The 23,919-nt window shown below is 72.6% G+C and carries 20 protein-coding genes and 1 pseudogene; 16 read left to right on the forward strand and 5 right to left on the reverse strand.

Annotated elements, in window-relative coordinates:
• Nucleotides 1–20: 20 nt before the first annotated feature.
• On the reverse strand, nt 21–1,997 hold the full coding sequence (locus tag AVW11_RS17495) for a protein phosphatase 2C domain-containing protein (RefSeq protein WP_060180900.1): 1,977 nt from the start codon (nt 1,995–1,997) through the stop codon (nt 21–23).
• A gap of 642 nt (nt 1,998–2,639) precedes the next feature.
• Here AVW11_RS17495 and AVW11_RS17500 point away from each other — a divergent pair.
• From AVW11_RS17500 to AVW11_RS17510, 3 genes are all read left to right on the forward strand, one after another.
• Nucleotides 2,640–3,617: a helix-turn-helix domain-containing protein gene (locus tag AVW11_RS17500; RefSeq protein WP_060180898.1), complete on the forward strand. Its 978-nt coding sequence runs from the start codon at nt 2,640–2,642 to the stop codon at nt 3,615–3,617.
• A 24-nt stretch (nt 3,618–3,641) separates the two neighbouring features.
• A complete protein-coding gene (locus AVW11_RS17505) occupies nt 3,642–4,124 on the forward strand; it encodes a DUF456 domain-containing protein (protein ID WP_030853780.1) in 483 nt (160 codons plus the stop codon).
• 126 nt (nt 4,125–4,250) lie between these two features.
• Nucleotides 4,251–4,868, forward strand: coding sequence for a GNAT family N-acetyltransferase (locus AVW11_RS17510; protein WP_060180896.1), 618 nt, complete (start codon nt 4,251–4,253; stop codon nt 4,866–4,868).
• Between the two features lie 130 nt (nt 4,869–4,998).
• Here the strand turns inward: AVW11_RS17510 and AVW11_RS17515 are convergent, their stop codons facing one another.
• Both AVW11_RS17515 and rsgA read right to left on the reverse strand, forming a co-directional pair.
• Nucleotides 4,999–6,645, reverse strand: coding sequence for a hypothetical protein (locus AVW11_RS17515; protein ID WP_063898619.1), 1,647 nt, complete (start codon nt 6,643–6,645; stop codon nt 4,999–5,001).
• A gap of 167 nt (nt 6,646–6,812) precedes the next feature.
• Complete coding sequence (rsgA, locus tag AVW11_RS17520; RefSeq protein ID WP_030853776.1) at nt 6,813–7,979, reverse strand: ribosome small subunit-dependent GTPase A; 1,167 nt, start codon at nt 7,977–7,979, stop codon at nt 6,813–6,815.
• Between the two features lie 535 nt (nt 7,980–8,514).
• Here rsgA and AVW11_RS17525 point away from each other — a divergent pair.
• Together AVW11_RS17525 and AVW11_RS39290 are read left to right on the forward strand one after the other, a co-directional pair.
• Nucleotides 8,515–10,947 (forward strand): FG-GAP-like repeat-containing protein, encoded by a 2,433-nt coding sequence (locus tag AVW11_RS17525; protein ID WP_158076141.1) that lies wholly within the window; start codon nt 8,515–8,517, stop codon nt 10,945–10,947.
• Between the two features lie 74 nt (nt 10,948–11,021).
• Nucleotides 11,022–11,114, forward strand: a pseudogene (locus AVW11_RS39290) (IS5/IS1182 family transposase); the annotation flags it as partial.
• 89 nt (nt 11,115–11,203) lie between these two features.
• On the opposite strand, the gene AVW11_RS17530 reads toward AVW11_RS39290, so the two are convergent.
• Nucleotides 11,204–11,677 (reverse strand): GNAT family N-acetyltransferase, encoded by a 474-nt coding sequence (locus AVW11_RS17530; protein ID WP_078095369.1) that lies wholly within the window; start codon nt 11,675–11,677, stop codon nt 11,204–11,206.
• Between the two features lie 207 nt (nt 11,678–11,884).
• Nucleotides 11,885–13,000: a YihY/virulence factor BrkB family protein gene (locus AVW11_RS17535; RefSeq protein WP_030856072.1), complete on the reverse strand. Its 1,116-nt coding sequence runs from the start codon at nt 12,998–13,000 to the stop codon at nt 11,885–11,887.
• A 17-nt stretch (nt 13,001–13,017) separates the two neighbouring features.
• Between AVW11_RS17535 and AVW11_RS17540 the strand changes: the two genes are divergently transcribed.
• The 11 genes from AVW11_RS17540 to AVW11_RS17585 form a co-directional block, all read left to right on the forward strand.
• Complete coding sequence (locus AVW11_RS17540; protein ID WP_030856069.1) at nt 13,018–14,661, forward strand: acyl-CoA dehydrogenase family protein; 1,644 nt, start codon at nt 13,018–13,020, stop codon at nt 14,659–14,661.
• A 368-nt stretch (nt 14,662–15,029) separates the two neighbouring features.
• The gene (locus AVW11_RS17545; protein WP_051700853.1) at nt 15,030–16,292 is read left to right on the forward strand and encodes a GAF domain-containing protein; all 1,263 of its coding nucleotides are present in this window, start codon (nt 15,030–15,032) and stop codon (nt 16,290–16,292) included.
• A gap of 5 nt (nt 16,293–16,297) precedes the next feature.
• Nucleotides 16,298–16,861: a GNAT family N-acetyltransferase gene (locus tag AVW11_RS17550; RefSeq protein ID WP_030856062.1), complete on the forward strand. Its 564-nt coding sequence runs from the start codon at nt 16,298–16,300 to the stop codon at nt 16,859–16,861.
• Between the two features lie 679 nt (nt 16,862–17,540).
• Nucleotides 17,541–17,717: a hypothetical protein gene (locus tag AVW11_RS39430; RefSeq protein ID WP_158076142.1), complete on the forward strand. Its 177-nt coding sequence runs from the start codon at nt 17,541–17,543 to the stop codon at nt 17,715–17,717.
• 139 nt (nt 17,718–17,856) lie between these two features.
• Nucleotides 17,857–19,563, forward strand: coding sequence for a nitrite/sulfite reductase (locus tag AVW11_RS17555; protein WP_060180890.1), 1,707 nt, complete (start codon nt 17,857–17,859; stop codon nt 19,561–19,563).
• Nucleotides 19,560–19,739 carry a hypothetical protein gene (locus AVW11_RS17560; RefSeq protein WP_030856055.1) on the forward strand — a complete coding sequence of 60 codons (180 nt, stop codon included), beginning with the start codon at nt 19,560–19,562 and terminating at the stop codon, nt 19,737–19,739. Before AVW11_RS17555 ends, AVW11_RS17560 begins: the two co-directional genes overlap by 4 nt.
• Nucleotides 19,736–20,464: a phosphoadenylyl-sulfate reductase gene (locus AVW11_RS17565; RefSeq protein WP_030856053.1), complete on the forward strand. Its 729-nt coding sequence runs from the start codon at nt 19,736–19,738 to the stop codon at nt 20,462–20,464. The genes AVW11_RS17560 and AVW11_RS17565 overlap by 4 nt, the downstream gene beginning before the upstream one ends.
• 35 nt (nt 20,465–20,499) lie before the next feature.
• Nucleotides 20,500–21,045: an adenylyl-sulfate kinase gene (gene cysC, locus AVW11_RS17570; RefSeq protein ID WP_030856051.1), complete on the forward strand. Its 546-nt coding sequence runs from the start codon at nt 20,500–20,502 to the stop codon at nt 21,043–21,045.
• Nucleotides 21,042–21,980 (forward strand): sulfate adenylyltransferase subunit CysD, encoded by a 939-nt coding sequence (gene cysD / locus AVW11_RS17575; protein ID WP_030856049.1) that lies wholly within the window; start codon nt 21,042–21,044, stop codon nt 21,978–21,980. Before cysC ends, cysD begins: the two co-directional genes overlap by 4 nt.
• Nucleotides 21,981–21,982: 2 nt before the next feature.
• A complete protein-coding gene (locus AVW11_RS17580) occupies nt 21,983–23,332 on the forward strand; it encodes a sulfate adenylyltransferase subunit 1 (protein WP_060180888.1) in 1,350 nt (449 codons plus the stop codon).
• Nucleotides 23,333–23,523: 191 nt separating this feature from the next.
• A partial coding sequence (locus AVW11_RS17585) for an ABC transporter substrate-binding protein (RefSeq protein WP_338058862.1) occupies nt 23,524–23,919 on the forward strand: 396 nt, incomplete at its 3' end.

Here is a 23,919-nt window from a genome sequence, read left to right on the forward strand (position 1 = left end):
TCCAGCCATGCCCGGGCCCGTCACGCCTCCCAGACTGCGGCGGCCGTGCGGTCGTCGGCGTAGCCCTTGAGGCGCAGCTGCGTGTCCGCGAGGAACGCGGCGAGGCCGGGCGGCTCCGGCTCGGACCAGCGCACGGCGAGCTCGGCCCGGAGGGCGGCCTCCTCCCGCATGGGCTCCGCCAGGCCGCCCGAGCACAGGAGCAGGGTGTCGCCCGGCCTGGCCACGGAGGCCCGGAACCGGAAGACGCTGCCGGGCTCGCCGACCGCGTCGGCCGGCTCGGCGGCGTCGGCCGCGGGGGCCGGCGCGGGTCCGGCCGGGCCGGTGGGCTCCAGGTCCTGCCATTGACCCGAACGGAGTCGGAACAGCCCGCCGGCGCCGGCGCCGAAGCACACCCGGGTACGGCATTCGGGGTCCACCGGGAGCAGCAGGCCGCGCAGTCCCGCCGTGTACTCCTCGTCCGCGAGCCCCAGCTCGGCGGCGCGGGCCCGCAGGCGTCCGTAGCCGCGGTCGGTCAGCCGCTGGAGGCCCGAGCGCAGGGCGTCGCGCCGGCCGGCGCGGATGTCGTCGGCGAGCCTGCCCTGGCTGCGGCCGACGGCCGCGGCGACCGTCCGGCACAGTTCGGCGGCGGCTTCGGCGGCGCCGGGGGCGGCCCGGTCCCCGCCGGCGAGGGCCACCAGGACCAGGGCGTCGTCGCCGCTGCCGAAGCGGGCGGTGAGCAGGAAGTCCCGGCGGGTCTCGCCGCGGTAGCGGGCGGAGTCGCCACGCAGCGAGGCGGCCCGCAGGGTGTGGGCGCCGTAGCGGGCGCCTTCCAGGACGGTGTCCGGGACCAGCGCGTCGAGGGCGGCGGGGTCCGCGGGCGGCAGCGGGCCCGGTTCGGCGGCGTAGGTGGGGGCGCGGTCGCCGAGGTGCCGTACTTCGGGCCGCTGCTGCGGCGCGGCGGCTGCCGGGGCGGGTGGGCCGAGCGGGGCGGGTTCCGGTGCGGGCGGGGCTGCGGGCTGCGGCACCTCCTCGGTGCGGTCCTCCCGGCGCGGTGCCTGGGCGCGCGGGGCGGGCAGTTCGGGGCCTGGTGCCGGGGGCACCTGGACGCCCCCGAGGACGTAGCCGGTCGCGCCGCCGGTGCGCGGATCGCGCGGCTGGGCGCCGTGCCAGGGCGGGGCCGGGGGCGGTGGCGGGCCGTACCGCTCGCCGGGCGGCGCGGCGGCCTCCGCGGCGGGAGGCGCAGCCGGAGCCTGGGCCGGCGGCGGCCCGTACGGTGGCGCGGCGGGCGCGCCGGAAGCGGCCCCCTGGGCAGGCGGCGGTGCGAGCGGCCCGAATCCCGGCCCGGTCGTTCTTCCCTCCGCGGCGGACGGCGCAGGCGGCGGACCGGGCCGTTCAGCGGGCGACACCGCCCGCGGTGGCCCTGCCGGGGCGCCGGGCGCCGCAGCCGGAGCCGGCGGCGGGCCGTACGTCTCGCCGGGCAACGGCACCTGCACCGCCGGCTGGTCGAGCGAAAGGCCCGGCGGCTGCGCCGGGGCGTACGGTCCGCCGGGCGGAGCGTCCGCGGCGGGCCCCGGCGGCGGAACGCGCCGCGCGCCGGGCGCGGACCCTTCCGCCGTGGGCGGCGCGGCCGGCGGTGCGGTCGGCGGTGCGTATCGCTGGTCGGGTGCCGCGGGGAGCGCGTCGGGGGCCGGGCGCGGTGGCGGGACCGGACCCGCCACCGGGGGCCGGGCCGGCTCCCGCCGGACCGCGTCCGGCAGCGGCGGCCGCGCGGGCAGGCCGGCGTCCGGCTCCGGGCGGGGGGCCGGCAGCGGCCCGCGCCCCGGCCCGGGTCCGCGCTCGGCTTCCCGTACCGGCTCCGGCGGCGCGGGGGGCCGCGTCCCGGCCGGGTCCCCCGTCACGCCGGCCGCCGAACGGAACCGGTTGTCGAGGGTGTCCCCCGGGTCGGGTGCCGGTCCCGCGTCCGGGTCGGGGTCCTCGTAGAGCTTCTGCCACCAGTCGTCCGCGCCCTGCTGACTCATGCCCTCATTCTCGGCCCCCGGTGGGGGGCGAAAACGCCGAATGCGCGAAAAGGGTCCACCGGGCCGCCGCCGGGTGAACCCCTTCCGTCCTGCCCGTACGGATCAGCGGAGGTCGTACGCCCGCACGACCGTCCACGTGACCATGGCGCCCTTCGCTTCGGCCGGTTGGGCCCGCGGTGAGTCCGGCTTGCCGCAGGCCCCGGCATGGTCGACGACCGCCGTCCGCGCGCCGCGCGTGGCCGGTGGCGCCCTGCCCGATCGTCCTGCCCGATCGTCCGGCCGTCGGCCGACGCGACGGTCTCCATGCCGTCCAGCGAGGCCGCGTACCTCGGGAAGAGGACCGACGCGGCGGGCTTCGAGGTGAGGCCCAGGCCGTACGACCGAGGTGGACCGCTGCCCGGTGCGCGGGCGCGCCCCGATCGCCGTGCGCGAGATCGGGCGCATCGCTCTCGCCGGGCGAATTCCGGCCAACTGCTGCATTGCACGGCAAAGCTGCCGCACATATGGCTTCCGGCCGCCGGAAGTTGGTGCTGCGGGGGCGCAACCTTGGCAGAGGGGCGGGGGATGCGGCGATGATGGCGGCGGCGGGTGTGCACCGCGGCCGCTTCCCGCCACGAGCCGTGTCGAAAGGTGGTGGAGGGGTTGCTGGGTGCCATAGGCCTGGACGAGGGCCAGGAGTCGGCGTACCGCGTGCTGGTGGCGCTGGGCGCTGCCGAGGTCCCCGACCTCGCGCACCGGCTGACCCTGCCGGTGCCGCAGACCGAACGGGCCCTGCGCCACCTGGAGCGGCACGGCCTGGCGGCGCAGTCCTCGGCCCGGCCGGGGCGCTGGGTGGCGGCCCCGCCGGGGGTCGCGCTCGAAGCCCTGCTGACCCGGCAGCGGCACGGACTGGAGCAGGCGGAGTTGGCGGCGTCCCTGCTGGCGCAGGAGTACCGGGCGGAGGCCGTCGAACCGGCGGTGCACGACCTCGTGGAGGTGGTGCAGGGCGCGAGTGCGGTCGCGCACCGCTTCCACCAGATCCGGCTGGGTGCGCAGAAGGAGGTGTGCGCGCTGGTCAGCGGTCGCCCCCAGGGGGTGACGCGGACGGACGACGAGGCGGAGGACCGGGCCCCGGTGCGCGGGGTCGACCACCGGGTGGTGATCGAGCGGGAGGTGCTGACCCTGCCGAGCGGGATCCGGGAGGTGTCCACGGCCCTGGCCCGGGGCGAGCAGGTCCGCGTGACGGCGCAGGTCCCGGCGGCGCTGGTGATCGCGGACCGGACCCTCGCCATGGTCCCGCTGACGGCGCGCGGCGCGGAGCCGGCTGCGCTGGTGGTGCACGCGTCCGGGCTGCTGGAGTCCCTGGCGGGCCTGTTCGAGGCGGTGTGGCGCGAATCGCTGCCGCTGCGGCTGGGCGCTGGGGGTTCGCCCGAGGAGTCCGGTGCCGTCCCGGACGGCACGGATCTGGAGATCCTCTCGCTGCTGCTGGCGGGCATGACCGACGCGAGCGTCGCCAAGCACCTGGAACTCGGCCTGCGGACGGTGCAGCGGCGGGTCAAGGGGCTGATGGAGGCGGCCGGGGTGACGACCCGGCTGCAGCTGGGCTGGCACGCGTACGAGCGCGGCTGGGTGGCCCGGTAGCCGACCGTCGGGCACGCTGGGCGGGTGGACGTGCCGCAGCTGCTCCTGGTGGGTCTGGTGCTGCTGTTCGGGCTGGTCGGCGTACTGGTTCCCGGTGTGCCGGGGACCTGGCTGGTGTGGGCGGGGCTGCTGTGGTGGTCCCTGCTGGAGCGGTCGGCGCTGTCGTGGTCCCTGCTGGTTGCGGCGACGGCCCTGCTGCTGCTGGTACAGGCGGTGAAGTGGCAGCTGCCGGCCAGGCGGCCGCACGAGGTGCCGGCCACCCCCCGGACGGCGGTCTTCGCCGGCGCGGGCGCACTGCTGGGCTTCGTACTGGTCCCCGTGGTGGGGGCGGTCCCGGGCTTCGTGGGCGGTGTCTACCTCTGCGAACGGCTGCGGCTGGGCGGGCACGGCGAGGCCTGGGCGTCGACGCGGGCGGTGATGCGGGCGGTGGGCACGAGCGTGCTGGTGGAGCTGTTCGGGTGCCTGCTGGTGGTGGGGGCGTGGGTGGGTGCGGTGGCCGCGGGCTAGTGGTGTGGCCGGAAGGGTGTGCCGGGCGTCGCGACCCGGTGAACCGTGCCGGTCACAGCACCAGGTCCGGCCCTTGCGGACCGACGTCGGACCCGGCACGCAGGACAAGATCATCTAGGGTGCAGAATGACCCGTATGCCCATGACGAACGCTCCGAAGACGGCAACGGTCGACGATGCCCGCATGGTCGGCCGCACCCTGGCCGCCGCCTTCGACGACGACCCGATGATGCGCTGGTTCTTCCCCGACGGCGCCTCCCGCGAGGCGGGGCTGAACCGGTACTTCACCACGCTGTTCACCCGCCAGTACGTCCACCACGGCGTCTGCGAGCGCACCGACGCCGCGGCCTCCTTCTGGGTGGCGCCGGAGGGGCAGGCGAAGGCGGTGCCCGACGCGGAGACCGTCCGGGAGCTCCAGGACATACTCGGCGACCGGGCCGCGCTGTTCCGGGAGGCCGTCGAGTCGGCCGCCGAGCACGCTCCGACCGAGCCGCACTGGTACCTCGCGGTGGTCGGAGCCGACCCCGCAGCCCGGGGCCTGGGCCACGGGGCGGCCCTGCTCCGCTCGGGCCTGGCCCAGGCCGACGCGGCGGGCCTGCCGGTCTACCTGGAGTCCTCCAAGCCCGACAACCTGCCCTTCTACGAGCACTTCGGCTTCACCGTGCTCGGGGAGGCCCGGCTGCCGGGAGGCGGCCCGGTGCTGTGGGCGATGCGCCGCGCCCCGCGCCCCGCGGCCGACGCCTGACGCGGCGCCGCGTTCCCCGAACGGCACCAGGCCGCCCCCTCGGCCGCGGCGCGGAACCGGCGGCGCCCCGGCAGCGGACCGAGGGGGTCCGGCTCGCGGGGCGCCGTGGCGTTGCGGGTCTGCCTGCGCGTCAGTTCGTCTGGTAGACGCCGAAGATGTCGACCACGAGGTCGATGTCGTCCCAGCCCCGGTTCCAGAAGTCGACGATGCCGTTGCTCCCCATGCCGGCCTGGACCAGGTTCGGGACGGTGTCGTTGCGCTTCCAGTTCAGGTTGGAGGAGTTGGGCGGGGTGGGCCAGGTGGCCCAGTCGCCCTTGTAGGCGCTCAGCGAGTTCGGGTCCGGGGAGACGGTGAGGTACCCCTCGCCCCTGGTGTTGGTGACCGTGGTGTTCAGCACGTAGGCCGTGTTGGACGGGTACTGCGTGGACAGCGGCATGTAGATGTAGCCCTGGCCCTCCAGCGGCCCCCACGCCCAGTCCGAGCTGTCACGGGTATCGAGCAGGCGCTCCGGGACGAAGGGCAGGTAGGCGCCCCAACTGGCGGGGTGGTAGTAGCCGACGACGTCGACGATGACGTCGGTGCCGCTCCACGCGCCGTTGCGGAAGTTGACGGTGCCGTCGGGGCCGACGGGCACGATCACCGAGTTGGCGACGGTCTGGCCGGCGCGGAAGTTCACGTTGGACGTGCTCGGGGCGGTGCTCCCGCCGGGGAACACCGTCAGGTGGCCGTCCTCGCGCGGGTTGGTGACGGTCACGTTCAGCGCGACCGCGGTGGTGCCGAACGGGATGCCGTCCCGGCCGGTGAACCTGACGTTGAAGGTGCTCTGCCCGCGGACCTGGCCCTGGGCGGTGCCGGTGCCGTTGCGGGTGTCGACGAAGCGCGTCGGGTTCAGCGCGGTGTAGCCGCTGGACGAGGTCCGGGTGAAGTAGCCGGTGACGTCGGCGATCAGGTCGACCGACTCCCAGCCGCCGTTGTAGAGGTTGACGAAGCCGTTCCTGTCGACCGGCACGATCACCAGGTTCGGGACGGTCTGCCCCTTGGTGAAGTTGACGTTCGACGTGATCGGACGCTCGCTGCCCGCCGGCCAGACCGTGACGTGCCCGCCGCTGGTGGTGTTGGTGGCGGTGACGTTGAGCACCACGGCCGTGACCCCCGTGGGGATGTTGCCGTTGCCGGAGATCTGCACCCGGGTGGTGCCGTACGCCGGGACCTTGGCCTTCGGCCCGCCCGTGCCGTTACGGGTGTCCAGCAGGCGGGTGGGCGCGTACGGCGTGAAGTCGGAACCCGGCGTGACGACGGCCAGCGTGTTGGTGCCCCGGTCGCCGGTGGCGTCCTTCAGGGTGACCTTGATCGTGTAGGCGCCGATCTCCGCGTAGGAGTGGGCCACGGTGCGGTCGGTGGGACCGTAGGTGTCGAAGACGTCGGTGCTGCCGTCGCCCCACTCGATGTAGGCCGAGATCTGGGCGTCGGGGTCGATACCGACGGCGAGGCCCAGGCTGATTCCGCGGGCGCTGGTGCCCTTGGCGGTCAGGCCGACCGTCGGCTCCGTGGCGGCGGCCCCCTGCGCCTTGCCCTTGCCGGCGGGACGGACCGTACGCTCGGCGGCGCTCGTGAAGGTGTCGAAGTTCGACGCCGCCGCCTTGCCGAGGGCCGCATCCGGAGCGCTCACCCCGTGCGCCTCGGCCTTGCCCGGCTCGTCGGCCTGGGCCGTGCCCGGTACGAGTCCTGCACCGGCCGCGATGACGGCGGCGGAAACTATGAGTCGGCGAGTGCGCACCGGCCCCCCATTTTCTCTCAAGGCTTGAACAGGTTCGAAAGCTCGCCCAGAGTACACACGCAACGGCCACTTGATCACCGGAGTATTCCCATCGGACGGCGGCGTGGCCGCACGGGGGCTCTGCCCGTCCGGCCCCGGGCCGGTCGGCCCGGGGCGGGACGGGCGGGTCAGACCCGGCCGCCGCGCTTGGCGGAGTAATTGGCCCGGCCCTCGGCCGACTTCAGCCGCCAGTCACGGCGGATCTCCGACCGCAGCCGGGCATCGGTCTTGGCCACGATCCGCTGGTTCTCCCGCAGGAGCTTGCGGTAGCTCTCCAGACGCCGCTCAGGCAGCGCCCCCGACTCCAGCGCGGCGAGCACCGCGCACCCCGGCTCCGCCTCGTGGGCGCAGTCGTGGAAGCGGCATTCGGCGGCGTAGTCCTCGATCTCGGAGAAGACCTGCCCGACCCCCGCCTCCGCGTCGAAGAGCCCGACGCCGCGCAGGCCCGGGGTGTCGATGAGGACCCCTCCGCCCGGCAGGACGAGGAGGTTGCGGGTGGTCGTGGTGTGGCGTCCCTTGCCGTCGACGTCACGGATGGCCTGAACCTCCATGGCGTCCGTGCCGAGCAGCGCGTTCGCCAGGGTGGACTTGCCCGCGCCGGAGACGCCCAGCAGGACACTGGTGCCGGAGGCGACGATCGCACCGAGGACGTCGGTGCCCTCCCCCGTGTGGGAGGAGGCCGTCAGGACCTGGACGCCCGGGGCGGTGGTCTCCACGTCCTGGACCAGGTGCCCGAGCGTGACCGGGTCCGGGACCAGATCCGCCTTGGTGAGGACGACCAGGGGCTGCGCCCCCGACGCCCAGGAGTCGGCCGACGTGCGCAGCAGCGCGTCACCGCTCGAACTGGCCATCGCGAGCGCGAGGAACCGTTCGATCCGCCCGAGGTCGAGTTCGACCGCGAGCGACACACAGATGACGATGTGATCGATGTTGGTGGCCAGCACCTGGCCTTCGGAACGCTTGGACGAGGTCGACCGCACGAAGGCGGTCCGCCGAGGCAGGATCGTCTGCGCGTACCGGGGATCGCTGCCCTCGGGGTCGACGGCGACCCAGTCCCCCGTGCACACGACCTTCATCGGGTCGTGGGGAACGACGAACGCGGTGTCGGCACGGACGACGCCGTCAGGGGTGGCCACGTCGCACTGACCGCGGTCGACCCGGACGACCCGGCCCGGGACCAGGCCCTGGGCGGCGTACGGGGTGAACTCGGCCTCCCAGCCCTCGTCCCAGCCGTAGACGGCGAGCGGGTGCTGGACGGCGGAAGAGGAAAACGGGTGGAGCGAAGCGTCGGACAAGGGGAACCCTTCGAAGGGTGGCCCCGGCGGCGCGCTTTTGAGCGCGGATCGAGTGGGTGTCAGCCGGAGACCACAGAGGTGGGAACGATGAACTCCTGAATGCGGGCAGAGCCCGTCACCGTGACAGTCATCAATGTCCTCACCTCCTGCTTCTTCTCGACGAACCAACACCGCGCCCTCGGCAACGACACAACCGCGCCGCGGAACGAGCAGAACCATAGCCGCACCCCAGGACACGGCACCACCGATAAATTCGGGGCCCCACCGGCACGACGCCGACGGCCGCTCCGGACCTCCGACGCGGCGCGCAAGCTCCGGGCCGGTGGCGCGCCGAGCCCGCCCTCACGCTCCCGCATTCGGTAAGGACTCCGTAAGGTCGGCTCTCCACACAGAGGCCGGCGCCGCCGGTAGCTTCACCGGTAGTGAACGGCGGCCCCTGCAATCTGGTGGAGAGCAGGGGCAGTTGAGACGCCGCGGACTATGGGAGATGGCGAAGGGGGCGGCTGTGGCGTGGTCGAGAACCATGAGAACGGCGGTGCTGGCCCTGGTGGCGGCACTACTCATATCGATAGGCGCGGCGCTGCCGACAGCTCGCGCAGCTGACCGGCCGGTGACCTTTTGCGGCAGCGTCATCAACGTCATCAACTGCCGATGGGGTACCGACCGCGCCGCCTACAACATCGTGGGCAACGCCTACAGCTTCTTCAACGGCAGCACCGTACGGGTTGAGGGAGGGAACCTGTATCTGGGAAATGCGGGCATCTACCGCAACAACACCTTCGTCGCTGACCGAATCATCATCCACGAGAACGCCGTTGAGGGGCTGACCGCCCCGGGCAACGGCAACGTGTTCATCGGCAACGTCGAGATCGCCCGCGTCAACCAGATCTACCGCGAGGTGGTCGAGCTGCGGGAATGCACCACCAACCTGGTACGCACCACCACCACCGGCTGGAACTTCGAAGAGTTCGATGAGGCGGGCGACGCCCGCCCCGACGGCCTGCTGGGACCGGCCGACCTGCAAGCGGTGCTGAACGATGATGATTTCACCGACGCCGCGCGGGACTGTGCCCGCCTGCTGTCCCGATTCGACTACGAGCACTTCAGCGCGGTGCAGACCGAGCGGGGCGCGCAGGACAACCGCATGGCCAACCGGGACGACTTCCAACGGTTCAACGATCACCTTGCCCGCTGCGAGGAGGAGATGGAGCGGCAGGCAGTTGTGGGGGATGCGGGTGGCATGGTGACCGCACTGCTGGACTGCGCCCGCGACGGGAACGAGAACGGGCCCGCGAACACCGGCTCGGACGGTGCGGGCGGAAACGCCACGCAGCCGGACCCCGACCCCGGTACCGACGGCCAGTTTCCCGGTCAGAACACCCAGCCCGGAGACTGGACCATCGGTTCCGGGCTCGGCGTGGGCGCAGTCAAGGACGAGCTGAAAAAGCGGGGCCTGCCCCAACTCCCCACAACAGCCAGCACCACCGACATACGGATGCTCCCCCTGGGAGACTCCATCACCTATGGTGTCGGCGCGCAGGGCGGCTCAAGCTATAGGGGCCGGCTGTGGGACTTCCTCGCACACGATCTGCGCTCTTTGGACTTCGCCGGAACGGTGAAGTCGGGCACCGGCCCTGACCGAGACCACGAAGGGCACAAAGGCTGGAGCATCGGCCAGATCGACGCCATCGCCAACTGCACCATGGCCAGGTACCGGCCGAACGTGGTCACCCTGCACATCGGCACCAACGACATGAACGGCAACGTAGACGTGGACCAGGCGCCCGCCCGGCTGCGCACACTGATCACCAAGATCGTCAGTGCCGCCCCGGAAACCACCGTCCTGGTCGCCACACTGGTGCCGTCCTCCACCCCGGAAGTCAACGAGCGGATCAAGCGGTACAACGCCGCAATCCCCGGCATCGTCAACAGCTTCCGGGCCGCCGGTGACCATGTGCGGCTGGTCGACATGAACGCCCTCACGCCCGAAGACCTCAACGACTGGCTGCACCCCAAGGCCCTCGGCTACGAGAAGATGGCCAACGCCTTCTACAGGGGAATCCACCAGGCCATGAGCGATGGCTGGATAGCTCGCCCGCGTCCGCAGGACCCGTCCCCGTGCGCTACGCAGCGCCCGGCCACAGATGACGGCTGGGACTGGAAGGGCACCGTCGCCTCCGGGGTCGGCGCTCCCCGATCCGACCTGCGGTGGGCCGACCTCAATGGCGATGGCAGGGACGACTACCTCGTCATCGACGGCCAGGGGCGAATCCGCGCCTGGCTCAATGACGGCCCCGCTCCCGGCAGCGGCTGGAAGTGGAAATGGAGCGGCGAAGTCGCCTCCGGTGTGGGCGCGACCCGCGATCAGGTACGCCTCGCTGATCTCAACGGCGACAACCGTGTCGACTATCTGGTGGTCGACGACCAGGGCAAGGCGCGCGCCTGGATGAACAGCGGCCCCGCCGCAGGTGGAGGCTGGGCGTGGAAGTGGACCGGTGAAGTCGCTTCCGGGGTAGGCGCCGCAAGCGACCAGGTGCGCTTCGCCGATCTCAACGGCGACAAGCGTGCCGACTACCTCGTCGTCGACGGCCAAGGCCGCGCCCGGGCCTGGCTGAACAACGGGCCCGCCGACGGCGGGGGCTGGGCGTGGGGGTGGAAGGGTGAGGTCGCCTCCGGTGTGGGCGCGACCCGTGATCAGGTACGGCTCGTCGATCTCAATGGGGACGACCGTGTCGACTATCTCGTTCTAGGCGACCACGGGCAGGTACGCGCCTGGATGAACAGCGGCCCCGCCGCAGGTGGAGGCTGGGCGTGGAAGTGGGCCGGTGAAGTTGCCTCCGGGGTCGGTGCCCTCCGCGACAACATCGACTTCGCCGACCTCGACGGAGACAGGCGCAGCGACTACCTGGTGGTCCGGGACAACGGGGCGGCCACCGGCTGGCTGAACGACCGCCTCCCCCTCGGCTGACGCCAGAGCGCCCACGCCGCGCCCCCTGCCAGAGCGTGAACCGTGCCGGCAGGGGGCGCGGTCGTTCGGTGGCTGCCGGGCGGACCGGCCGCCTCGACGAGATCATCCGGATCTGCGAGCGGCAGGGTGTCCCGATGCTTGCCGACCGCGTCCACCCGGGGGCAGGGCGCAGGTTCCCGAGGGGTTCTCCCTCACGCTCTCCGTGCCGCTTTCCGCATCCTCAGCCGCGTGCTCGACCCGGTGCCCGGCCTGGTGCTCAGCCTGGTGCTCCGTCGAGCCGCCGGGCCAGCACCTGTCCCGGCCAGTCCCCGGACAGGAAGGGTTCGGTGGGTGTGAAGCCGCTGCGCACGTAGAACGCGACCAGTTCACCCCCGCCGCCCGCCCAGCAGTCGACGCGCAGGAGGGCGATGCCGGCCCGCCGGGTCTCTTCGGCGGCGTGCGCCAGCAGGGCCGCGCCGATGCCCCGGCCCGCGTACCGCCGGTCGGAGACCAGCAGCCGCACGTACCGCTCGGGCTCCCCGGCCGGCGCGATCGGCAGCTGCGGGCTGGGCCCGGAGTCCAGCACCAGGGCTCCGACGGGCACTCCGGCCAGCTCCGCGACGTACGGGGTGTTCTCGGTGGTGTAGCGCTCGACCCGCTCGGTGCCGCCGGGCCGCTGCGAGTACGGGATCGTGCCCCACTGCTCGGTGTTGCCGCGGGCGTTCATCCAGGCCACGGCGGAGTCGAGCATCTCCAGCAGGGCCGGTGCGTCCGCCGGGCCGCCCGGTCGGATCCGTATCGCATGGTGCGCGCTTTTCACGCCGGAAGCCTACCGGGGAAAGCGGACCGGCAGGCGTCGCCCGATGCCGGCCGGCGGGCCGGGGACCGAGCCGCCCCCGCGCCCCGGCGGTCCGGCGCCCCGGCGATCCGGCGGTCCCGCGGTCCGCCGACCCGGCTGTCAGTGTTTGCGCAGGCGCGAGGAGTAGTCCTCGGGCGGCAGGAACTTCGACCAGCGTTCCGGGAACTCCGACGGCATGCCCTCGTCCTCGTCGTCCTCCGACTCGCCCTCCGCCATCGCCCGCCACGCGGCGGCCCGCGCGACCAGCTGTGCGGCCTCCGCCTCCCGGATCCGCTCGTTCGCCTCGCGCGCCGCCGCCGTCGCCACCGACGGCCAGACGCGGTCGATGGCGGCGTTGACGGCGGCGCCGACGAGCACCGCGAAGGCCGAGATGCCGATCCAGAGCAGGACGGCGACGGGCGCGGCGAGGGAACCGTAGATGGTCGGACCCTCCACCGTGTTGGTGAGGTAGATCCGCAGCAGGAACGAGCCCAGCACCCACATCGCCAGCGCCACCAGCGCACCCGGCACGTCCTCGATCCACGGTGAGCGCACGGGCACGGACACGTGGTAGAGGGTGGTCAGGAAGGCGATGGACAACAGGGTCACGGTCGGCCAGTACAGGACGGCGATCACCTCGGTGCCCCACGGGACCAGCCGGACGACGGCGTCCGGCCCGACCACCATCAGCGGCAGCACGATCGCGCCGATCAGCAGGGCGATGACGTAGAGGAGGAAGGCCAGCAGCCGGGTCTTGACGATGCCGCGGTGCCCGTCGAGCCCGTACATGACGGTGATGGTGTCGATGAAGACGTTGACGGCCCGGGATCCCGACCACAGGGCGAAGGCGAAGCCGAGCGAGATCAGGTCGGGTCTGCCGCTGCGGGTGACGTCGTCCAGCAGGGGTCTGGCGATGTCGTTGACGCCGCGGTCGGACAGGACCGTGCCGACCGCGCGCAGGATGTTCTCCTCGATGCTCTCGACCGTGCGGGTGTCGGTCCATCCGTCGACGTAGCCGAGCAGGCCCAGCAGGCCCAGGAACAGCGGGGGCAGGGAGAGCAGGGTGAAGAACGCCGCCTCGGCCGCGAGACCGAGGATCCGGTACTCGATGCACGAGTTGACGGTGTCCTTCAACAGCAGCCAGCCCATCTTCCGCTTCGATACGTTGCGGTAGAGGGCGCGGGCCCGGTGGAGCCGTCCTGGGATCCGCTCGGGTGTTTCTTTTGCTGGCTGCACGTCCTTACGGTATCCGCATGGCAGCCACCACCCACACAGTCAGCAACCAGGCCCCGCCCCTGGTGGGCCACGATGTCTACAACGGCGATCGGGCCCTGGCCGAGGGCGTCGAGCGTCACCTGGCGTCCGCGGATCCCGAACTCCTCGGCGAGGTACGGGAGGAGCTCACGGACCTCGGGCGCGCGGCCGGTTCCGCGCAGGCCCAGGAATGGGGTGCGCAGGCGAATGACAACCCTCCGAAACTGCGCACTCACGACCGGTACGGGCACCGGATCGACGAGGTGGAATTCCACCCTGCGTGGCACCGGCTGCTCGGGCAGGCGGTGGGCGCCGGGCTCACCGACGCCTGGGGGCGGCCCGCGGGGCACCTGCGCCGGGCCGCCGGGTTCTTCCTGTGGTCGCAGGCCGAGGCCGGCCACGGCTGCCCGGTGTCGATGACGCACGCGGCTGTGCCGGCGCTGCGGGCCGATCCGGCGATCGCGGCCGAGTGGGAGCCGCGGCTGACCTCCCACGTGTACGAGGAGGGGCTGCGGCCGGCCGCGCAGAAGGCCGGCGTGCTCTTCGGCATGGGGATGACGGAGAAGCAGGGCGGCAGCGACGTACGGGCCAACACGACGTCCGCGGTACCGCTGGACGCGTCCGGCGAGTACCTGCTGACCGGGCACAAGTGGTTCTGCTCGGCGCCGATGTGCGACGGGTTCCTGGTGCTGGCGCAGGCTCCGGGCGGGCTGACCTGCTTCCTGGTGCCGCGGGTGCTGGAGGACGGCACGCGCAACGTCTTCGCGATCCAGCGGCTGAAGGACAAGCTGGGCAACAAGTCGAACGCGTCGAGCGAGGTCGAGTTCGACGGGACCTGGGCGCGGCGGGTCGGCGAGGAGGGCCGCGGGGTGCGGACCATCATCGAGATGGTCGCGGCGACCCGGTTGGACTGCGTCATCGGCTCCGCCGCGCTGATGCGGCAGGCGCTGACGCAGGCCGTGCACCACGCGGAGCACCGCTCTGCTTTCGGAGCGCTGCTCATCGACCAGCCGTTGATGCGCAACGTGCTCGCGGACCTCGCCCTGGAGTCGGAGGCCGCCACCACGCTGACACTGCGCCTGGCCGCCGCCAACGACGCCGGGACCGAGCAGGAGAAGGCCTTCCTGCGCCTGGCCGTGCCCGCCGCGAAGTACTGGGTGACCAAGCGCTGTACGCCGATGGTGGCCGAGGCGCTGGAGTGTCTGGGCGGCAACGGCTACGTCGAGGAGTCCGGGCTGCCGAGACTGCTGCGCGAATCCCCGCTGAACTCCATCTGGGAGGGTTCCGGCAACGTCCAGGCCCTGGACGTACTGCGCGCCCTCCAGCGGGAGCCGCAGGCGCTGAACGCCTTCCTCCAGGAAGTGGGCCTGGCCCGGGGCGCCGACCACCGGCTGGATTCGGCCATCAAGGACCTGCTGACGGATCTCGCCGATCTGGCGGGCATCGAGGCGCGGGCCCGCCGGGTCGTGGAGCGCATGGCCCTGGTGCTCCAGGGATCGCTGCTGGTCCGGTGGGCTCCCCCGGAGGTCGCGGACGCGTTCTGCGCGTCGCGGCTGGGCGGTGACTGGGGTGCGGCCTTCGGCACGCTGCCGCACAGCCTGGACCTGCGCGCGGTCGTGGAACGGGCGCGGATCACAGGCTAGGGAGGAGCCCCCGTCGGGCTCCCCTGCGGTCCCCAAACCGCTCCGAGCCGGGATCCGGGCCCGTCGACCGGGACAGGGGTGGCGCCGCGCCGACTCGGCACCACCCCTGAACCGAAGCCCCGAGGAGGAGCTGTTCACGCCGCTCGGGCGACGTCCGGACATTTTCGGTCGGACGACCGGGACTTGGCGAGAGTTGCATACCGTTGCACCCTTTGAGTCGGCAGCCGCCCGTCGGGGGCGCCGGGGAAGCGCCCCCGACGGGCGGCTGGGGACCGCCGGGCGGCCGGCGTCGTACGTCCTGTTCGCACGGGGAGGTTCCGGTGGCCGACACCACAGGCACGACGGTCGATGTGGCACGCATCTCGGCCATGCACCCTCGGGAGGCCACGCGTCTGCTCAAGGGGGTGCGGGCGGCCGCACTGGCGGGCGACCGCCCGCCGGCCGCACCCCGGCCGGAGATCGCGGAGTCCTGGCGCCGGATGCTGGCCGGCGGTGTGCACCCCGACCGGGACGCGCGCTCGCGGATGCTGTCGGCCGCCGAGACCGAGGAGCGGCGCCACGTCTCCCCGCTGCGGGAGGTGCTTCCCGTCCTGCGCGAGGGCCTGCTGCCCGCGCTCGACGGGGCCCTCCACATCATGGTCGTCGCGGACGCGGACGGGCGGCTGCTGTGGCGGGAGGGCCACAGCTCCATCCTGCGCAAGGCGGACCGGCTCGGCTTCGCGGTCGGCGCGGACTGGGACGAGGCCGTCGTCGGCACGAACGGCGTGGGGACCGCCCTGGTGGCGCGGCGGCCGGTGCAGGTGTTCTCGGCGGAGCACTTCGTCTCCAGCCACCACGACTGGACCTGTGCGGGGGCTCCCGTGCGGGACCCGCGCGACGGGCGGCTGCTGGGCGTGGTCGACGTGAGCGGTCCGCTGGCCACCATGCACCCGGCGACGCTGGCCTGGGTGGGCTCGGTGGCCCGGCTCGCGGAACGGGAGCTGCGGATCCGGCACCTGGAGTCGCTGGAGCGGCTGCGGACGGTGGCGGCCCCGCTGCTGGCCCGGCTGCCGGGGCGGGCGCTGGCCGTGGACCCGCACGGCTGGACGGCCGCGGTGACGGGGCTGGCCCCGGCGGACCGGATCCCGCTGCCGAAGGACTTCGCCCCGGGCCGGGTGTGGGTGCCGCAGCTCGGCGACTGCGTGGCGGAGCCGCTGCCCGGCGGTTGGCTGCTGCGGATCGCGCAGGACCGTGCGGGCACGGCGGCGACCCGGGTCGTCCTGGACGTCAGCCGGGCGGGGTCGTGGTCGGCGACGGTGTACGGGTCCTCCGGGAGCTGGTCGCAGGAGCTGAGCCCGCGCCACGCGGAGCTGCTGTTCCTGCTGGCGGAGAGCCCGCGGGGGCGCTCGGCGGCCGAGCTGGCCGCGGAGGTGTTCGGCGACCCGACGCGCACCGTGACGGTCCGGGCGGAGCTGTCGCGCGTACGCCGCCACCTCGCGGGCGTCCTGGCCCACCGGCCGTACCGGTTCGCGGAGGACGTGGAGGTGGAGCTGATCCGCCCCGAGGACCCGGCCGCGCTGCTCCCCCACTCCACGGCCCCGGCGGTGGTCCGGGCCCGCCTGGGCCGGACGGGACCCGGCATGATTCCCTGAGCTGCATGAGCACCATCACCCTCACCACCTGGTCGCTGGAGATGACCTCTCCGGCGGACCTCGTCCCGGCCGCTCCGGCGGGCCCGGAGATATCCGTCGTGCGGTCGGAGGTCCCCTCCCCCGAGTTCAGCCGCTTCCTCTACGCGTCGGTGGGCGGCGACATCCACTGGACGGACCGGCTGTCCCTGACCCGCGCGCAGTGGGTGGAGCAGCTCGACCGGCCGGGCGTGGAGACGTGGGTGGCGTACGACCGCGGCACGCCGGCGGGATACGTGGAGCTCGACCCGCAGGACGACGGCGTGGTGGAGATCATGTACTTCGGCCTGCTCCCCGACTTCCGCGGCCGCCGCATCGGCGGGCACCTGCTGACCGTCGGCGTCGAACGGGCCTGGGACCTCGCCTCGCGCTGGCCGCAGCGCGAGGCCACCCGCCGGGTGTGGGTGCACACGTGCAGCCAGGACGGGCCGACGGCGATGGCGAACTACCAGCGGCGGGGCTTCAAGGTCTTCAAGACGGAGACGGAGCAGAAGGAAGAGACGCCGACGCCGGGGCCCTGGCCCGGAGCGTAGCCGCTGCGCGGGCTCTGCGGATGGTCCGGCCCCGGCCCAGCTTCGGGCTGCGGGGGCGGTGCGGGGGGTTCCGGGTGCGGGCCGGTGCGGGCCTCTGCCCTGGCCGGGCGGGGCCTTTGGCCTGGCCCGGCGGTGCCCAGCTTTTCCTGGTGCGGGCCGGTGGCCGCGCCTCAAACGCCGGCGGGGCTGGGTGGTGTCCTGGGGCGGAGCGGGACAAGGGGGTGGGGGCGCGGGGCCGCCGGGGGGTGTCTCCTCGGCTCGGCGCGTGCGGCCATGGCTCGAACGTACGGCCCTGGTCGCGCGCTCGTCCTGCGGGGACACCCCCCACCGTCCCCACACCCCCACCGGGCCAGTCCCGCCCACCCCGGACGAGGCTCAATCAGGGCCGTACGTTCGAGCCGGGGCCGCACGCGGCGAGCCGAGGAGAGCCTCCGGAGGGGCACCGCCCCACCCCGAAACCACCGCCGCACCATCCAGCCCCGCCGGCGTTTGAGGCGCGGCCACCGGCCGCACCCGGAAAACCACCGCACCGCCCGGCCAGGGCAGAGGCGGCCACCGGCCGCACCCGGAAAACCCCGCACCGCCCGGCCGGGGCAAGGGTGACCCCCGTCACGCCGTCTCGGCATGCGGGACGAGTTCGTCCGTATCGTGGACAGTAGTGGACTCCTCCAATCGGCCCATGACACGCTTCCGCCATGAATGGAGCTGGAATTGCCTTGGTGAGTCGGCGGCACGTCGACCTCGGCCGCATGTCCAGCGCCATCTGTCCGGCGTGCTGACGGAACCAGCAACCGCCGCACATCGCCGCAATCCCGGCATCGCCGCCGTGGAAGTGTCGATCATCGCAGTCCCCTGAAGGCCGAATTCCGCCCTGTCCGCCGGTCACCCCGGCAAGGCACGGGCCATCAGCCGCACCCGCTCAGCGTCCAGGGGTCACGCCACCCCGCCCGCTTCACCTGCCCCTGCCCTGAGCCGCCCAAGAAGGACGTACCGCCATGGCCGCCACCCCCGAAACGCCCGCGCCCGCCGCCGCAGCCGCCGCGCGCCGCAAGACCGGCCGTCACCGCGGCGAGGGACAGTGGGCCGTCGGACACCACACGCCTCTCAACGGCAACGAGCAGTTCAAGAAGGACGACGACGGTCTCAATGTGCGGACACGCATTGAGACGATCTACGCCCACCGGGGCTTCGACTCGATCGACCCCAACGACCTGCGCGGCCGCATGCGCTGGTGGGGCCTCTACACCCAGCGCAAGCCCGGGATCGACGGCGGCAAGACCGCGATCCTGGAGCCGGAGGAGCTGGACGACAAGTACTTCATGCTGCGCGTGCGCATCGACGGCGGCCGGCTGACCACCGAGCAGCTGCGCGTCATCGGCGAGATCTCCGAGGAGTTCGCGCGCGGCACCGCCGACCTCACCGACCGCCAGAACGTGCAGTACCACTGGATCCGGATCGAGGACGTCCCCGAGATCTGGCGCCGCCTGGAGGCCGTCGGCCTGTCCACCACCGAGGCCTGCGGTGACACCCCCCGCGTCATCCTCGGCTCGCCCGTCGCCGGCATCGCCCAGGACGAGATCATCGACGGCACGCCCGCGATCGACGAGATCTACCGCCGCATCGTGGGCAACAAGGACTTCTCCAACCTGCCCCGCAAGTTCAAGTCCGCGATCTCCGGCTCGCCGCTCCTGGACGTGGCGCACGAGATCAACGACATCGCGTTCGTGGGCGTGAACCACCCCGAGCACGGTCCCGGCTTCGACGTCTGGGTCGGCGGCGGCCTGTCCACCAACCCCAAGCTCGGTGTGCGCCTGGGCACCTGGGTCTCGCTCGACGAGGTCCCGGACGTGTACGAGGGCGTCATCTCGATCTTCCGCGACTACGGCTACCGCCGGCTGCGCACCCGCGCCCGCCTGAAGTTCCTCGTCGCCGACTGGGGTGCGGCCAAGTTCCGCCAGGTCCTGGAGGACGAGTACCTGAAGCGGAAGCTGACCGACGGCCCCGCGCCCGAGCAGCCCTCCGGCCAGTGGCGCGACCACGTCGGCGTCCACCAGCAGCAGGACGGCAGGTTCTACGTCGGCTTCGCGCCCCGCGTGGGCCGCGTCGACGGCGCCACCCTCACCAAGATCGCGGACATCGCCGAGCAGCACGGCTCCGGCCGCCTGCGCACCACCGCCGAGCAGAAGATGATCGTGCTCGACATCGAGGGTGACAAGGTCGACTCGGTCGTGGAGGCGCTGGAGGCGCTGGACCTGCGGGTCAAGCCGTCCCCGTTCCGCCGCGGCACGATGGCCTGCACCGGCATCGAGTTCTGCAAGCTGGCCATCGTCGAGACCAAGGCGCGCGGCGCCTCGCTCATCGACGAACTGGAGCGCCGCCTGCCGGACTTCGCCGAGCCGATCACCATCAACATCAACGGCTGCCCGAACGCCTGCGCCCGTATCCAGGTGGCGGACATCGGTCTCAAGGGGCAGCTGGTCCTGGACGACGACGGCAACCAGGTGGAGGGCTACCAGGTCCACCTGGGCGGCGCCCTCGGCCTGGAGGCCGGCTTCGGACGCAAGGTCCGCGGCCTCAAGGTCACCTCGGCCGGTCTGCCCGACTACGTCGAGCGGGTCGTCAAGAGCTACGAGGAGCAGCGCGAGGACGGCGAGCGCTTCGCGGCGTGGGTCGCCCGCGCGGACGAGAAGAGCCTCTCGTGAGCGAGCGAGCCGCCCCGTTCTACTGCCCCTACTGCGGCGACGAGGACCTGTTCCCCCACGAGACGGGCCACGGCGCGTGGGAGTGCAGGGCCTGCAACCGGGCCTTCCAGCTGAAGTACCTCGGGCTGCTGGCCCGGGGCGTGCAGTCGGGTCCAGCGGGAGGGGACGAGATATGACCACCACTCAAGACGCGAGTCTCAAGAACGCCGCTCTGAAGGCCGCGACGCTCAAGGAGCTGGCCGAGCAGGCGGGCCGTGACCTGGAGGACGCCTCCGCGCAGGACATCCTGCGCTGGGCGGCCGACACCTTCGGCGGGAAGTTCGCCGTGACCTCCTCCATGGAGGACGCGGTCGTCGCGCACCTGGCCTCGCGGGTCTTCCCCGGTGTGGACGTGGTCTTCCTCGACACGGGCTACCACTTCGAGGAGACCATCGGCACCCGGGACGCGGTCGACGCGGTGATGGACGTCAACGTCATCACGCTGACCCCGCGTCAGACCGTCGCCGAGCAGGACGCCGAGTACGGCCCGAAGCTGCACGACCGGGACCCCGACCTGTGCTGCGCGCTGCGCAAGGTCAAGCCGCTGGAAGAGGGCCTGACCGCGTACGACGCGTGGGCGACGGGCCTGCGCCGCGACGAGTCCCCGACCCGGGCGAACACCCCGGTGGTCGGCTGGGACGAGAAGCGGCAGAAGGTCAAGATCTCGCCGATCGCCCGCTGGACGCAGGACGACGTGGACGCGTACGTCGCCGAGCACGGCGTACTCACCAACCCGCTGCTGATGGACGGCTACGCCTCCGTCGGCTGCGCCCCCTGCACCCGCCGTGTGGCGGAGGGCGAGGACGCGCGGTCCGGCCGCTGGGCCGGGCGGGGCAAGACCGAGTGCGGACTGCACGGCTGATGACGACCAGCGAAGAACTTACGGAGACAGAGCAGATGAGCGTGAGCGACCAGGGCGCCACCGTGTGGCTGACCGGGCTGCCGAGCGCGGGCAAGACCACCATCGCCTACGCGCTGGCCGAGCGGCTGCGCGCCGAGGGCCACCGCGTGGAGGTGCTCGACGGGGACGAGATCCGCGAGTTCCTCTCCGCCGGCCTCGGTTTCAGCCGCGAGGACCGGCACACCAACGTGCAGCGGATCGGCTTCGTCGCCGAACTCCTCGCGAGCAACGGCGTCAAGGCGCTGGTGCCGGTGATCGCGCCCTTCGCGGACAGCCGCGAGGCCGTCCGCACGCGGCACGCCGCCGCGGCGACGGACTACCTCGAGGTGCACGTGGCCACCCCGGTCGAGGTGTGCTCCGAGCGTGACGTGAAGGGTCTGTACGCCAAGCAGGCGGCGGGCGAGATCTCCGGTCTGACCGGGGTCGACGACCCGTACGAGGCTCCGGAGTCCCCGGACCTCCGTATCGAGTCGCACACGCAGACCGTGCAGGAGTCGGCCTCGGCCCTGCACGCGCTGCTCACCGAGAGGGGTCTGGCATGACGACGACCGTCGCACACGTCCACGAAGAGACGGACGCGCCCTACGCGCTGTCGCACCTCGACGCCCTCGAGTCCGAGGCCGTGCACATCTTCCGCGAGGTGGCGGGCGAGTTCGAGAAGCCGGTGATCCTCTTCTCCGGCGGCAAGGACTCCATCGTCATGCTGCACCTGGCGCTGAAGGCGTTCGCGCCGGCGCCGGTGCCCTTCGCGCTGCTGCACGTCGACACGGGCCACAACTTCCCCGAGGTGCTGGAGTACCGCGACCGCACCGTCGCCGAGCACGGGCTGCGCCTGCACGTGGCGTCCGTCCAGGACTACATCGACGCGGGCAAGCTGCGCGAGCGCCCCGACGGCACCCGCAACCCGCTGCAGACCGTCCCGCTGACGGAGGCGATCCAGAGCCTCAAGTTCGACGCCGTGTTCGGCGGCGGCCGCCGCGACGAGGAGAAGGCCCGCGCCAAGGAGCGGGTGTTCTCCCTGCGCGACGAGTTCTCCCAGTGGGACCCGCGCCGCCAGCGGCCCGAGCTGTGGCAGCTCTACAACGGCCGCCACGCGCCGGGCGAGCACGTGCGTGTCTTCCCGCTGTCCAACTGGACCGAGCTGGACGTGTGGCAGTACATCGCCCGCGAGGGCATCGAACTGCCGGAGATCTACTTCGCCCACGAGCGCGAGGTCTTCAAGCGCAACGGCATGTGGCTGACCGCCGGCGAATGGGGCGGCCCCAAGCAGGACGAAACCCCCGAGAGGCGGCTCGTGCGCTACCGCACCGTCGGTGACATGTCCTGCACCGGCGCCGTCGACTCCGACGCCGTCACGCTCGACGCCGTGATCGCCGAGATCGCCGTCTCCCGCCTCACCGAGCGGGGCGCGACCCGCGCCGACGACAAGATGTCCGAGGCCGCGATGGAAGACCGCAAGCGCGAAGGGTACTTCTAGACATGACCAGCACCACCGATCAGGTCGGCGGACTCGACGACCTCGCGGCGACCACCCTGCTGCGCTTCGCGACCGCCGGTTCCGTCGACGACGGCAAGTCCACCCTGGTGGGCCGGCTGCTGCACGACTCCAAGTCGGTCCTGACCGACCAGATGGAGGCCGTCGAGGCCGTCTCCGCCCAGCGCGGCCAGGAGGCCCCCGACCTGGCGCTGCTCACCGACGGCCTGCGGGCCGAGCGCGAGCAGGGCATCACCATCGACGTCGCGTACCGCTACTTCGCCACCGCGCGCCGCCGGTTCATCCTGGCGGACACCCCCGGGCACGTGCAGTACACCCGGAACATGGTGACCGGCGCCTCCACGGCCGACCTGGCCGTGGTCCTCGTCGACGCCCGCAACGGCGTGATCGAGCAGACGCGCCGGCATGCGGCCGTCGCGGCGCTGCTGCGCGTCCCGCACGTGGTCCTCGCCGTGAACAAGATGGACCTCGTCGGCTACCAGGAGTCGGTCTTCGCGGCGATCGCCGAGGAGTTCACCGCGTACGCCTCGGACCTGGGCGTCCCGGAGATCACCGCGATCCCGATCTCGGCCCTGGCCGGCGACAACGTGGTGGAGCCGTCCGCGAACATGGACTGGTACGGCGGCCCGACGGTGCTGGAGCACCTGGAGACCGTCCCGGTCAGCCACGACCTCACCGCCTGCCCGGCGCGTTTCCCGGTGCAGTACGTGATCCGCCCGCAGTCCGCGGAGCACCCCGACTACCGGGGCTACGCGGGCCAGATCGCCTCCGGCGTGCTGCGTGTCGGCGAGGCCGTCACGGTCCTGCCGTCGGGGCGTACCTCCGTCATCGAGGGCATCGACGCGCTGGGCGAGTCGGTGGACATCGCCTGGGCTCCGCAGTCGGTGACGGTGCGGCTGAAGGACGACATCGACATCTCGCGCGGCGACCTGATCGCGCCGTCCGCGAAGGCCCCCGCCACCACGCAGGACGTCGTCGCGACGGTCTGCCACGTGGCGGACCAGCCGCTGTCCGTGGGCGCCCGGGTGCTGCTCAAGCACACGACCCGCACGGTCAAGGCGATCGTCAAGGAGATCCCGTCGCGGCTGACCCTGGACGACCTGTCCCAGCACCCGGAGCCCGGGCAGCTGGTGGCCAACGACATCGGCCTCGTGGTCGTCCGTACCGCCGAGCCCCTCGCGCTCGACGCGTACGCCGACTCCCGCCGTACCGGATCGTTCCTGCTCATCGACCCGGCCGACGGCACCACCCTGGCGGCGGGCATGGCGGGCGAGTCCTTCGCCTCCCAGGCCGAGACGGCCGTCCAGCCGGACGACGAGGGCTGGGACTTCTAGGCCGTGTTCACCGATCTCTATGCGACCTTCGCGAAGGAGGGCGGCCGTGTCGGCAGCGGCGCCCTCGGCAGCGGCCAGGGAGGGGTGGCGCGATGTGCGCGATGAGCGCCCGCCACGAGCCGTTCCCGCCCCCGATCCACAGAAGAAGACCCGCGCCGTAGAACGACGGCGCGGTGAGAGGAAGCCCTCCCGTGCCTGACACCGGTACCCTCCGCACGTCCCTGCGCCGCGGCCTCGCCGCAGCCGCTTCCCTGCCGCTGCTGATCGGCGCGCTCGCGTCCTGCGGCTACGGTTCCCAGGCGCAGGACGCAGCCGGTGAGAAGGCGAACGCCTCGGCCGCGGGCGGCAAGAGGCTGTCGGCGTCCGAGGTCCGCATCGGGTACTTCCCGAACCTGACGCACGCCACCGCCCTGGTGGGTCTGCAGGAAGGCCTGATCCAGCAGGAACTCGGCGGCACCAGGATCAGGCCGCAGTCCTTTAACGCCGGCCCGTCCGAGATCGAGGCCCTCAACGGCGGCTCCCTCGACATCGGTTTCATCGGCGCCTCGCCGTCGATCAACGGCTACGTGAAGTCGAAGGGTTCGAAC

Source organism: Streptomyces amritsarensis (assembly GCF_001953875.1).
Lineage (GTDB): Bacteria > Actinomycetota > Actinomycetes > Streptomycetales > Streptomycetaceae > Streptomyces > Streptomyces amritsarensis.

What these genes read in the sequence shown, in the direction of transcription:
- AVW11_RS17495 (WP_060180900.1), bottom strand. Translation starts at nt 1,997, where the DNA reads ATGAGTCAGCAGGGCGCGGACGACTGGTGGCAGAAGCTCTACGAGGAC.
- AVW11_RS17510 (WP_060180896.1), top strand. Translation starts at nt 4,251, where the DNA reads ATGACCCGTATGCCCATGACGAACGCTCCGAAGACGGCAACGGTCGAC.
- AVW11_RS17530 (WP_078095369.1), bottom strand. Translation starts at nt 11,677, where the DNA reads ATGCTCGACTCCGCCGTGGCCTGGATGAACGCCCGCGGCAACACCGAG.
- AVW11_RS17540 (WP_030856069.1), top strand. Translation starts at nt 13,018, where the DNA reads ATGGCAGCCACCACCCACACAGTCAGCAACCAGGCCCCGCCCCTGGTG.
- AVW11_RS17545 (WP_051700853.1), top strand. Translation starts at nt 15,030, where the DNA reads ATGCACCCTCGGGAGGCCACGCGTCTGCTCAAGGGGGTGCGGGCGGCC.
- AVW11_RS17550 (WP_030856062.1), top strand. Translation starts at nt 16,298, where the DNA reads ATGAGCACCATCACCCTCACCACCTGGTCGCTGGAGATGACCTCTCCG.
- AVW11_RS39430 (WP_158076142.1), top strand. Translation starts at nt 17,541, where the DNA reads ATGACACGCTTCCGCCATGAATGGAGCTGGAATTGCCTTGGTGAGTCG.
- AVW11_RS17555 (WP_060180890.1), top strand. Translation starts at nt 17,857, where the DNA reads ATGGCCGCCACCCCCGAAACGCCCGCGCCCGCCGCCGCAGCCGCCGCG.
- AVW11_RS17565 (WP_030856053.1), top strand. Translation starts at nt 19,736, where the DNA reads ATGACCACCACTCAAGACGCGAGTCTCAAGAACGCCGCTCTGAAGGCC.
- cysC (WP_030856051.1), top strand. Translation starts at nt 20,500, where the DNA reads ATGAGCGTGAGCGACCAGGGCGCCACCGTGTGGCTGACCGGGCTGCCG.
- cysD (WP_030856049.1), top strand. Translation starts at nt 21,042, where the DNA reads ATGACGACGACCGTCGCACACGTCCACGAAGAGACGGACGCGCCCTAC.
- AVW11_RS17580 (WP_060180888.1), top strand. Translation starts at nt 21,983, where the DNA reads ATGACCAGCACCACCGATCAGGTCGGCGGACTCGACGACCTCGCGGCG.